Source organism: Lentibacillus saliphilus, assembly GCF_019093865.1.
Lineage (GTDB): Bacteria > Bacillota > Bacilli > Bacillales > Amphibacillaceae > Lentibacillus_B > Lentibacillus_B saliphilus.
Map to the genome: position 1 here is coordinate 363,343 of NZ_JABJXD010000002.1, position 12,417 is coordinate 375,759.

The window sequence follows — 12,417 nt, forward strand, 5'->3', positions numbered from 1 at the left end:
AAGTACCACAGACGCTACCTTTTCACTTTACTCAGGCGCTGCTCCTCGACATTGTCACGGAGACGCCTGGGTTCTTTATTTATTGAGGAAAAAAACGGTTCTTTATGTATTAAGGGAAAGAAAACTCGAATTGAATGATGTGACAAACAAACGAATTTTCATCACTTTTGGATAAAAAATTCATTTATTATATGCTACAAGGAGGAAAAAACCTACTTTTGTGCTATAATAGGACCGATTACACCTAATTGGTAAAAGGAGGGGATTTTATCCTGTATGAACGGATAGGATACCACTTCTGAATGAATGACAATTAAAGAGTGATAGACGTATTAAATAAGTGTTTGCCAAGGAGGGATTATTTTGAAAGTAAGCGTCAGCATGTATAGTGTGTTGTCTACGATTCAAAAAGAAAACTGGTCGATTATTGATTTTATCAATTACGCCAACAGCATTTCCCTTGATGGTGTTGAGCTGCTTGACATGTTTTGGACAGACAAAGCTCAAGAGATTGGTCCTGTGAAGGCAGCGCTCGACGAACATGGCTTATGTGTGTCTGCATATGACGTGACGAATAACTTCATTAAAGAAACGAAAGCAGAACGCGCGCAAGAAGTAGATGTCGTAAAAGATGGCATTCTCACAGCAAAGGCGCTCGGTACTAACGTTGTCCGAGTGTTTTGTGGAGATTTGTCCGGTGATTTGACGTATGAGGATGGCCAAGCCTGGATCGTTGAAGGTCTAAAGGCAAGTGCTGAGCTGGCCGAAAAAGAAAGCGTATTCTTAGCAATCGAAAATCATGGCTTGTTAGCTGGAAAAAGCGCACAGGTTCAAGAGATTATCAAGCAAGTCGACAGCCCTTATGTGAAGTCAACGTTTGACACAGGTAACTTTTTGCTCGTTCATGAAAAGCCGGAAGCGGCATTTGACCGGTTAAAGCACGACATTGCCCACGTACATTTTAAAGACTTCCGAAAAAAACGAACCGACGAAACCGTAACCGGATTTCGCTCTTTACAAGGGGACGAATTAATTGGTGTTATACCTGGAGATGGTGAGGTTCACTTAGCTTATATTGTCGAAGGATTAAAAACGATCGATTACGATGGATGGCTCTCGATAGAATATGAAGGATTAGAAGACGCCAAGCGTGCCAATGAAGAGGCCGTGCGCCGTTTAAGACAGTTAATTCAATAGGAGGGTGTATCAATATGGCTCATATCATCGCTGCTGATCCAGCACATTTGGATTGGCAACGCACAACAGTGCATACAGAATTCATTGATCAAATCGATGAAGCAGCTGAACGCGACGCCACTTATATGATCCCGATTGCAAAAGCGGATTTGGAGGATGAACGTCTTCTCCTTCCAGCCGCACAGCTTGACCTTGAAAAACTCACAATTGGACAGCGTGTATATTTTGACTTAGAGGTGTATCCGTTTTTTCAAAAGATCAAAGACGTTATGATGACGGACAATGATCGAAAGGGCGTTTGTCGTTTAAGGAGGGTCATTCCGGATGGCATCCATCATAGTTGGATCACAACAGATTTATACGTCCTTTCTCAAGTTCTTGGTACACCGGAATCCGTTTGGATCAAGCGCACTGATAGAGACTTGGATCCTTATCACGTTATTGCGACCGTTAATTTCGGTGGTGGCACGATGGCGCATTTGGATTATACATTTTCTCAAAAGGCTGACAAGCACCTTGCACTAGAATGGAGTGGCATGCATACGATCGTTGAATTCGATAGTAGCGCGACAAATCCTGTTTATCCAGCTGTCAGTTCGATACGCCCACTCGCTTATTCAGTTGATCAATTACTTGATTGTGCGCATGAGGTAGACGCAGCCATGCTGAAGACGTTAACAGCGCTTCATACAGACATAACTGGAGGTGACCGTTCATGAAAATTGGCATGATGAGTTTTGCCCATATGCACGCATACAGCTATGCTCAAGCTTTAATGGCCCTACCAGATGCTGAAATTGCTGGTATCTATGATGACGATGCAACGCGTGGACAACAAATGGCTAAGGACTTTAACACGACCTACTTTTCTGATCAAGCGGAATTCCTCGCAACAGACATCGATGCGGTTATTATTTGTAGCGAGAACAATCGTCATAAAGAGATGGTCATTGCAGCGGCCAAGGCGAAAAAGCATATTTTATGTGAAAAGCCGATCGCAACAACGGTTGCGGATGCCGAAGAGATGATTCAGACGTGTGAAAAAGAAGGCGTTCAATTACAAATTGCCTTTCCGGTGCGCTTTAGTTCAGGCATGCAGCATGTGAAAAAGATGATCGACGCTGGGGAGCTCGGAGATATTATCGCTTTCCGCTCGACAAATCGTGGTCAAAACCCAGGTGGTTGGTTCATTGATCAGGAACAATCTGGTGGCGGTGCTGTGCTTGATCATACCGTTCATATGGTCGACATTATGCGTTGGTATTTAAAAGAAGAAGTGAAGGAAGTTTACGCACTTGTCGATTCGTATTTTCATAACATCGACATTGATGATGCTGGTATCTTGACATTGGAATTTGCGAACGGTGTCATTGCCTCTCATGATCCGAGCTGGTCTCGTTTTTCCGAATATCCAGCTTGGGGCGATGCGATGATTGAAGTCATCGGAACCAAACAAACGGTCCGAGCTGATGCCTTCGGTGAGCATCTTGTTCAATATGGGAAGGATAAGGCGATCAATCACGTTCACTTTGGATTTGACATGGATTTCGGTTTAATTCAAGACTTTGTTCATGGAGCAGCACGAGGTAAAACACCGTCAATTACCGGCTATGATGGTTTGAAAGCAATGGAGATTGCTCTTGCAGCCTATGAATCTGCTGAAAAGAAAGCACCGGTTTATTTATAGAAGGAGGGGGGCTGGTTGTTCGGCCAGCCGCCTTATTGAAGTGCTGCGATGAGATCTGATAATAGGGGAGCCTACAATATGACGATGACCAATCACACCATATATAGTTCCGAACTAGACCGCCATTACACGTATAAAATACTGAAGTCTGATCGTCATACGCATAAGGGTACAATGGATGTTTTATACGTTCAAGACGGTGAGGATTATTTGGCGTTAGGTGATATAGAAACAACGTACGCTCAATTAATGAAACGTTATCCTAAGGTCGCTACACAGCTCGTGTTCGTTCTCATTCATCCAGGCGATTCGATGGAGAGGTGGCATGCTTATCATCGCGACGGACAGGATTTCAAACGGTATATCCAATTTATGAACGATACCTTTGTTCCGACAGTTGAGCACGAATTGCTAGATTCAGGGCGTGCTGAGATTGGAAAAAGAGGCTTATTGGGCGACTCACTCGCTGGCAATATCTCTTTAAATATTGCCATGACGAATCCTAAACGCTGGACACATTTATTGTTACAGTCAGCAGCCGTCACTGAACGTGAAGTCGATCAGTTAGCCAAGTGCAAGTCCATCAACTGGAACGTCTACCAAACCGTCGGCATTTATGAAGATGACTTCGTGTCGCCAATCACACATGACCAGTTGTACATCTTATCACGTAACCGCCAGCTGCATGATGCGTTTTCTGCTAAGCAGGTTAACGTGACATATGTCGAACAACAAGAAAGTCACCTATGGACATTTTGGAAAAAAGATCTAATGACAGCACTAGAGCACTTTGTCGTTTAGGCGAGGTGTGAAGCGGTGCGGTGGAATTCCGCAATGTAGTGTTGTTATTCCGCAATAGTGCCTTGGAATTCCGCAATGAAGGGCTGTTATTCCGCAATGTAGCCTCGGAATTCCGCGAAGCAGGGCTGTTATTTCGCAATAGCGCCTTGGAATTCCGCAAAGTAGGGCCGTTATTCCGCAATAGTGCCTCGGAATTCCGCAATGAAGTGTTGTTATTCCGCAATAGTGCCTCGGAATTCCGCAATGAAGGGCTGTTATTCCGCAATGTAGCCTCGGAATTCCGCGAAGTAGGGCCGTTATTCCGCAATACCGCCTTGGAATTCAGCAAAGTAGGGCCGTTATTCCGCAATAGCGCCTCGGAATTCCGCGAAGCAGGGCTGTTATTTCGCAATAGCGCCTCGGAATTCCGCAAAGTAGGGCCGTTATTCCGCAATAGTGCCTCGGAATTCCGCGAAGTAGGGCCGTTATTCCGCAATACTGCCTTGGAATTCAGCAAAGTAGGGCCGTTATTCCGCAATAGTGCCTCGGAATTCCGCGAAGTAGGGCCGTTATTCCGCAATACTGCCTTGGAATTCAGCAAAGTAGGGCCGTTATTCCGCAATAGTGCCTCGGAATTCCGCGAAGTAGGGCCGTTATTCCGCAATAGTGCCTCGGAATTCCGCAATGAAGGGCTGTTATTCCGCAATGTCGCCTCGGAATTCCGCAATGCGAGAGCATTTTTCCGCAATAGTGCATTGCTTTTTAACAAAGCACCGGTATTACTGTGGCGGAGGACGCGAGTTATTAAGCAAAGCAGCAGCCCCCGCACTACACCAGCTTTTTCCTACAAGAAGGGAGGAGGATGAATGTGAACACGTACAGTATTGGAATTGACATAGGTGGCACGAAGATTGCTGTTGGACTTGTTGACAGACATGGCGACATACTTTACAAGCAAACAACGCCGACACCGTCTGAATCACGTGCTTCCATATTAAACACGATAAAAGCGATCGTGCTGTCTTATATGAAGATGAGCGAAAAAGAAGGCTTCAAAATCAACGGAATTGGCATTGGCTCTGCAGGCCAGATTGATCCAAATAAAGGCGTCATCATATCTGGTACGAAAAATATTAAAGATTGGAATCAGGTGCCTATTCGCGATGTCCTGCAAAAGGCGACCAACTTGCCTGTATGGGTCGATAATGATGCAAACACATTCGCACTGGCAGAACATCGTCTCGGAAAAGGGAAGGACTTGAATCATATCGTATGCCTCACCCTCGGAACTGGCGTCGGTGGTGGTGTCGTATCTGATGGAAGCCTCATTCATGGAACATTTGGTGGAGCGGGTGAACTTGGTCATATGACCGTGAATATGAATGGCCCAGCCTGCAATTGTGGCTCGAACGGTTGTCTCGAAACATATGCATCCGGAACAGGCATTGCTCAAAGAATGCGCGATCAGCTTGCCAATATGCCGACGGACGATCTTCCAGCGCATATTGCCGATTACAAACAACATCTCGACGCACTAACGAGTAAGGAAGTGTTTCAGTGGCGGGAGGAAGGATACGAGCCTGCGGTTGCCGTCATTGATACGGCTGTTCAAGCGTTAATCTATGGCATCGTCAGCTTAATTCATACATTTAACCCGCAAGCGATCGTACTAGGTGGTGGACTTGTCGCACACTGGCCGAATTTAGCAGCGACGATTTCAAAGCAAATCAAAGACATTGGCATGGCATCTCTCGTTAAACCAGTAAAGATTTTCACATCTGAATTAGGTCGTGATTCGGGCCTGATCGGTGCAGCGATGCAAGTATGGCATGATGTTGAATGAATGCAAGGCACACCACAAGAGCTAGAAAACAACAACACACGATCGAACATCTCACTTAAAAGTTAGGAGGCTTTACAATGGCATTCACATTTAATGAAAACGCTCACGTTCTGTGGGTTGATTTTGAAGCGAATGGTCAACGTTTGGCAGATCCACATGAACAAGAGCGGTTAATATCGCGAGCGGTAGACGCTGGCATCACACACGTTGTCATTGATGCAAAAATACCCTTTGGTATGACGACATATCCGAGTGCATATTCTGGCCATGTTGCTGACTGGTCCAACGGTTGGTTCACAAGCTGGGAGAAAAGAGACTTTTTAAAAGAAATGACGACCCTCGCCAAACAAAATGGCCTCATCGTATGGGCAAATGTTAACGTCTTCTCAGAGGGAACAACATTATCAAAAGACGGAAACGCATACGACCACCCTGATTGGCATGTGCAATTTTATAGTGACGCGGTTGCGTCCGAATCCAATGCAGCAGAATATAGCGATGCTGATACGATATTTGTTAATCCGATCAATCCAGACGTTATGAATCAGGAGTTGAATATTATCCGAGAAGTCGCCACTTATGACATTGATGGCGTTGTACTTGACCGTTGTCGGTATCCGAATATTTATGGCGATTTCAGCGCATTGAGCAGACAAACGTTTGAACGCTACATTGGTGAAAAAATTACCACATGGCCACAGGATATTATGACCTTAGGTGCTGATAAATCTGTTCAATTTGGCCCTTATTTTGCAAAATGGATTGAATGGCGCGCCCTTAATATTAAACAATTTGTCCAAAAAGCGCGTGATGTTGTGAAGGCTAGCGGGCTTACGTTTGCCAATTACACTGGGTCATGGTACCCGTTATATTTTCACGAAGGTGTGAACTGGGCAAGTGAGACGTACAAAGCAGACTACGAGTGGGCGTCGGAAACGTATGGTGTGTCCGGGCTTGCGGAGCAGCTTGATGTCATGATGACAGGCTGTTATTACCCTGAAGTGACCATTTCCGAGGCAAGAGCGCATAACCGTCCTGCCGATTGGTACAGTGTTGAAGGCGCGATTGACTTGAGCTTGGACGTCATTCAAAACGCCACCCCTTATATCGGTGGGCTCTTTTTAAAGGATTACACGGATCAGCCCGAGCAGTTCCAAAGAGCCATCGCCATGTGTAAGCAGAAATCCCGCGGCGTCATGCTGTTTGACACCATTTATTTGGAACAATATGGCTGGTGGGATGTTTTAAAAGCTGCCTTAAAATAATTGATTACTGGGTCCTAAACTTGATGAAAATGAGGGATAATGATGACCAAAACGTTGGCTTTAATCCCGGTCGATGCGAGGCCGGTCACGTATGATTTGCCCAAAGATTTAGCGGAGATTGCTGGCTGGAACGTGCTCACACCTCCTAAAGAAAAGCTTGGATTTTTAAAGACACCAGCTGATTATTCAAGCTTGTTTAACTGGTTGGAATCGATTGCGTCACAAATCGATGGCTTGATCGTATCAATGGACATGATTTTATATGGTGGTCTTGTACCTTCAAGAGTGAACAGAGACGATGCTGAAACAATTGCCGCTCGGTTGAACCGGTTACGAGACATTAAAAAGCACTATCCTGATCTAAAAATCATGGCCTTTAGCTCTACGATGCGGCTATCGAATAGCTATGTTAATGAGGAAGAAAAGGACTACTGGAACGAATACGGCAAAGAAATTTATACGTATTCCTTTCATTACCACCGTTTGAAAACGTATGGACAAAAAGAAGATGCCGAGATTGTTAACGACATGATGGAAAAAATTCCAGCCACGATCCTATCAGACTATCTTGGCACCCGAAAACGCCATTTTAATATGAATCTATCTTTGATTGAACAGGTTACGAATGGTGTCATTGACTTGCTCATTTTCCCTCAGGACGATACGAGTGAATTCGGGCTGAACATTATGGAACAGGGGCAGTTAAAAGCAGAAGTTGCTCACAACAAGCTTTATGATCGTATTTATATTTACCCAGGGGCAGATGAAGTATCGAGTGTGTTGACGGCCCGAATGATTTATACATTAGAACAAGAAGCATTTCCGACCTTTTATCCGATATATAGTGGCTTACAAGGTTCTCTTTCTATCGCGATGTATGAGGATCGGTCCATCCAAGAATCGGTCAAGGGCCAAGTGTTTGCTTTTGGCGGTCATACGACAGAAACGCCTACTGAAGCAGATATCATTCTCGGCGTCAATGTGCCAGGTGGTCAGCAGGGTGATCTCGCATTACAAATCAAGCTGAATGACGTTGATACGAATAATCGCAATATCGGTGAATGGCTGCGGAAGTTGCGCTACTACTATGACAAAGGAAAGCCGTTAGCCGTTATCGATGTTGCTTATGCCAATGGGGCTGATCCTGCGATGATCCCCCAATTAAATATGCTATTTTCCTTAACAGATCTCGCAGGCTTTGCGGCTTGGAACACAGCTGGAAATACGATCGGAACGGTTGTTGCTCAAAGCGCACTTGTGCATCTTGCGAAAAAGCAACACCTACAAACGGACGATTTAAAGCATAAGCAGTTGTTACTCCGTCTTTTAGATGATTATGTGTACCAATCGATCGTTAGAAAACGTGTTCGTGAAGACGTCGATGAATCAACTATGACAGCCGAACGATTGCTAGAAAATGTCACCGAGCACTTTAAAGCAAAGGCAGACACAATCTTGGACAAATCAGGCTTTCGGATCAGCCATATTTATTTGCCTTGGGACCGGACGTTTGAAATTGGCATTGAGCTAGACGCAACAGAAAAATGAGGTGATCACATGAAAAAAGACATCGCGATCATAGGCGGAAGTGTTGGCGGCTGTTTAGCAGCATATACAGCTGCGAAGCTCGGTAAACGGGTTGTTTTAACCGAAGAAACAGCTTGGATCGGTGGTCAGTTGACGAGTCAAGCTGTGCCGCCAGATGAGCATCAATGGATTGAGGACTTCGGCTGTACACAAACGTATCGCGCGTTTCGCAATGAAGTCCGTAATTATTATAAACGTCATTATCCGTTAAAGGAAGAGGCATTCCGTAACGCTAAGCTCAATCCGGGGAATGCCTGGGTTAGTCGTATCGCACATGAACCACGCGTTGCATTGAACATTCTTTATGATATGCTGCAGCCTTATTTAGCAAATGGGATGATTGAGCTATTGCTCGAGCATAAGGTGACACAGGCTGAAGCGGCTCATGACACCGTTCAGCACGTCATCGTCACACATACGCACACAGGGCGTGACGTTTTAATCGAGGCAGATTATTTCCTTGATGCAACTGAGCTCGGTGACGTGCTACCACTTGCTGGTGTCGCCTACACGACAGGTGCTGAACCTAAAGAGGAAACAGAAGAACCGAACGCCCTACAAGGTGGCAATTCGCGTGATATACAATCGATCACGCACGTTTTTGCCCTAGAATACGCCCAAGGTGAAAACCATACGATCGCAAAACCAGAGCAATATGATGACTGGAAAAGCTATCGAGCCGCATTTCTCAATCACGATCAGCTCAGTGATTTTATGCCTGATCCCCATACAGGTTCATCTAAGCAGATACCATTGTTTACCAAAGGGAACGCTTTAGGGCTTTGGGAATACCGTCGCATAATTGATGCCAACCAATTTGAGCCAGGATTTTTCAAAGGTGATATCTCATTAGTTAATTGGCCGCAAAACGATTATTGGCTCGGATCGATTATTGATGATGTGCATAAAGAGCAGCATTTACATGATGCCCGTCAGCTCAGCTTGTCGCTCTTATATTGGCTGCAGACGGAAGCACCGAGAGACAAGCGACAAAAAGGCTATCCAGAACTCAAGCTCCGCCCTGATATCGTCGGGACAAAAGATGGCTTAGCGATGCATCCGTATATTCGCGAGTCGAGGAGAATCCGAGCGATGCACACCGTAACAGAGCATCCGATCAACGCGGATGTACGCGGGGATGCTGGCATTAAGCGGTATAACGATTCTGTCGGCATCGGTGCCTACAGAATTGATCTCCATCCGACGACCGAAACGAACCGGATGTTTTATGCTCGAAGCTATCCGTTTGAAATCCCACTCGGCAGCTTGATTCCGGTTAAGGCAAAAAACGTCATACCAGCCTGCAAAAATATCGGCACAACCCAGCTTACGAATGGCTGTTATCGTGTTCATCCTGCCGAATGGAATATCGGTGAAGCAGCAGGTGCGCTCGCTGTATTTGCCTTACGTCATGACCAAAGTCTTCAAGACATCTATCAAAACGCGGACATGGTCAAAGACTTACAGCAGCTTTTAACTGATTTAGGCATAACACTTCATTGGCCAGAGGTCGGTGCGTTTTAAGCCGTTTGCCGCAAAGAAAAGACCACTTTCGATAACGCTTACAATTTGTGTCATTTTAGACATATCTATTATAGAATCATGATTGACAAAGTATGTCTCCATAGATTATACTTTAGGTGAAGTTATTCTTCATTAATGTTTTTAAAAAAGGAGGCATATTCCGTATACGTTTTCATTGGGGGTTAAACAAGCTTTAAGCACATTTTAAAAATGGAGGAGATTTAGTGTGAAGACATTTAAATTAAACTACAAACTGTTGTTAACGCTCTTGCTCGGTGCTATGCTCGTATTTTTTACAGCTTGCTCAGATGAAGATGCTAATGCTAATCAAGATAACGCAAGCAACGATAACGGAGCAGCAGATAATGCAGATGGAGACAATGGGTCTGAAGCATTAAGTGGGGAAGTCGAATTTATGACGATTTCATTACGCCCAGCTTTTGACGACTATCTTGATGGTCTAAAGGAAGCATTCGAAGCTGAGCACCCTGATGTAACCGTTACCATCAATGACGTCCCTTACGATCAAGTTGAGCAGATCATTTTAACATCTGCGTCCAGTGGGAATTTGCCTGATGTCATGAACTTAAACAAAGACTTCGTTAAAAAAATCGCTTCCATGGGTGCGCTCGTCAATATGGACGAAGCAGCTGCTGACGTCAAGGACACGTTCTTTGAAGGGATCTGGGAAACAGGTGAAATCGACGGTTCTGTTTATGCCCTTCCATGGTACACAACAACGAACGGCTTAATCTATAACCCTGATATTTTGGCCGAGGCTGGCTTTGATGCACCGCCAAAAACATATGAAGAAGCATGGGAAATGTCAAAAGTCATTTATGAAAAAACAGGTGCATATGGAGAAGTTATTCAGCCAGAAATGCACATTCTTATGCCTAAAAATGGCATCAGTATTTTAAATGAAGATAGCACAGCCGCAGCCTTCAACATACCTGAAACTGTTGAGCTTTGGACAGATTATAAATCATATTATGAAGATGGGTTATTCCCAATCGACGTATTATTGAAGCAAACAGAGATGACTGAGCTATACGCTCAAGAAAAAGTCGCTTGGTGGGCAACAGGTCCACAATTGTTCCGATATATTAAAGATTTGTCACCTGAGGTTTATGAAAAATCTTTAGGTGGTGCACCGCTCGAAGGTAAAGCTGGTGTCCAAGCTGCTAACCCAATGAACATTGCCGTTTCAGCTAAAAGTAAATCTAAAGATGCAGCGGTTGCCTTCGCTAAGTTCGTTACAAATGCTGAGAACCAGCTTGAATTTGCCAAAGAAGCATCTGTTTTACCACCAGTAATCGACGCTGCTAATGACGAGTTCTTCTCACAAGGTGAAGATTCAGAGGATGCAACAGAACGTGGTAGATACTATGCTGCTCAAGCATTGCATGACGCCATGAACATGTCCTTGGATGTTAGCAATGTAACAGAAATTAACCAAGCCATTGAAGATGCATTCGTAAAAGTCATCCTAGAAGATCTTCCAGTAGAAGATGCTCTAGCTGAAGCTGAAGCAACCGTTAATGGCTTACTACAATAATGGCTTAGCATCTGACCGAATTTAAAGCGATTCAATAACGAATACGCACTAAATGTGGTCATGGATCCCCCAGGGTCCCTTTAAAGGGGGCCCTGGGTTTTGTTCAAAAGGAGGTTAGGATATGTATAAAACGAGGCATGCTTGGGGTTTTCTATCTATACCACTTTTGTTGTTGTTCGTGTTTACGTTTATTCCGGCCATCGCAGCGTTTATTTTAAGCTTTACCAATTATAATGTCTTTCAGCCGATCGAGTGGTTAGGATTAGACAACTACATGAGAGCATTTCAAGATGAAAAATTTATCAATGCGATGTTCAATACGGTTAAGTATTGGTTAATGGTTACCCCAGCGCTTGTCGTTGTACCAATTTTTGTAGCTGTACTCGTCAACCAAAAGCTGAGAGGGATTAAGATATTTCGGTTAATCTTTTACTTTCCGGTTCTCGTGTCAGTCGTTGTGACGGCACTCTTATGGAAATGGATGTTTGCTCAGGAAGGGATTATCAACTATTTTCTCAGTTTAATTGGCTTTGAAGGTGTAGGCTGGCTGATCAATTCAACAACGGTTCTTCCAGCCCTTGCTTTTGTCACAGTCTGGCAAGGCTTTGGTTACTATATGTTATTTTATTTGGCATCTTTACAAGGTGTGCCAGATGCTTTATATGAATCAGCTGAATTAGACGGCGCCGGATTTTGGAAAAAGCATCTTCATATTACGATCCCAATGATTAAACCAATGATTTTCTTTGTCGCTGTTATATCGACGATGTCAGCCTTTAAAGAATTTACGCTCATGCTGACGATGACAAAGGGTGGACCGCTTGATGCGTCGACCACAGCCGTCCTATTAGTGTTTGAAGAAGCATTCCAACGTTTAGACATGGGGTATGCCAGTGCGATCTCATTTATTTTGTTTATCATCATTTTGATTATTACACTGATTAATCAAAAACTATTGGATAAAAACCCCAATTAA

The 12,417-nt window shown here is 44.3% G+C and carries 11 protein-coding genes; all 11 read left to right on the forward strand.

Features of this window, described 5'->3' with window-relative positions:
• Window positions 1-363 precede the first annotated feature (363 nt).
• The 11 genes from HPC67_RS05920 to HPC67_RS05970 all read left to right on the forward strand — a co-directional run bounded on the left by HPC67_RS05920 (window position 364) and on the right by HPC67_RS05970 (window position 12,417).
• Complete coding sequence (locus HPC67_RS05920) at window positions 364-1,197, forward strand: sugar phosphate isomerase/epimerase family protein (RefSeq protein ID WP_217586534.1); 834 nt, start codon at window positions 364-366, stop codon at window positions 1,195-1,197.
• A 14-nt stretch (window positions 1,198-1,211) separates the two neighbouring features.
• Window positions 1,212-1,916 (forward strand): hypothetical protein, encoded by a 705-nt coding sequence (locus tag HPC67_RS05925; RefSeq protein WP_217586535.1) that lies wholly within the window; start codon window positions 1,212-1,214, stop codon window positions 1,914-1,916.
• The gene (locus HPC67_RS05930) at window positions 1,913-2,884 is read left to right on the forward strand and encodes a Gfo/Idh/MocA family protein (RefSeq protein WP_217586536.1); all 972 of its coding nucleotides are present in this window, start codon (window positions 1,913-1,915) and stop codon (window positions 2,882-2,884) included. The genes HPC67_RS05925 and HPC67_RS05930 overlap by 4 nt, the downstream gene beginning before the upstream one ends.
• 78 nt (window positions 2,885-2,962) lie before the next feature.
• Entirely contained in the window at window positions 2,963-3,685 is a 723-nt protein-coding gene (locus HPC67_RS05935) for an alpha/beta hydrolase (protein ID WP_217586537.1), read from the forward strand.
• 20 nt (window positions 3,686-3,705) lie between these two features.
• Window positions 3,706-4,530 (forward strand): hypothetical protein, encoded by an 825-nt coding sequence (locus tag HPC67_RS05940; protein ID WP_217586538.1) that lies wholly within the window; start codon window positions 3,706-3,708, stop codon window positions 4,528-4,530.
• Between the two features lie 2 nt (window positions 4,531-4,532).
• Window positions 4,533-5,507: an ROK family protein gene (locus tag HPC67_RS05945; protein WP_217586539.1), complete on the forward strand. Its 975-nt coding sequence runs from the start codon at window positions 4,533-4,535 to the stop codon at window positions 5,505-5,507.
• Window positions 5,508-5,584: 77 nt separating this feature from the next.
• The gene (locus HPC67_RS05950) at window positions 5,585-6,772 is read left to right on the forward strand and encodes an alpha amylase family protein (RefSeq protein WP_217586540.1); all 1,188 of its coding nucleotides are present in this window, start codon (window positions 5,585-5,587) and stop codon (window positions 6,770-6,772) included.
• 42 nt (window positions 6,773-6,814) lie between these two features.
• Window positions 6,815-8,320 carry a DUF4127 family protein gene (locus tag HPC67_RS05955; RefSeq protein WP_217586541.1) on the forward strand — a complete coding sequence of 502 codons (1,506 nt, stop codon included), beginning with the start codon at window positions 6,815-6,817 and terminating at the stop codon, window positions 8,318-8,320.
• A gap of 9 nt (window positions 8,321-8,329) precedes the next feature.
• Window positions 8,330-9,883 carry an FAD-dependent oxidoreductase gene (locus HPC67_RS05960; protein ID WP_217586542.1) on the forward strand — a complete coding sequence of 518 codons (1,554 nt, stop codon included), beginning with the start codon at window positions 8,330-8,332 and terminating at the stop codon, window positions 9,881-9,883.
• A gap of 226 nt (window positions 9,884-10,109) precedes the next feature.
• Window positions 10,110-11,441 (forward strand): ABC transporter substrate-binding protein, encoded by a 1,332-nt coding sequence (locus HPC67_RS05965; protein WP_343327816.1) that lies wholly within the window; start codon window positions 10,110-10,112, stop codon window positions 11,439-11,441.
• A gap of 121 nt (window positions 11,442-11,562) precedes the next feature.
• Window positions 11,563-12,417 carry a carbohydrate ABC transporter permease gene (locus HPC67_RS05970; RefSeq protein WP_217586543.1) on the forward strand — a complete coding sequence of 285 codons (855 nt, stop codon included), beginning with the start codon at window positions 11,563-11,565 and terminating at the stop codon, window positions 12,415-12,417.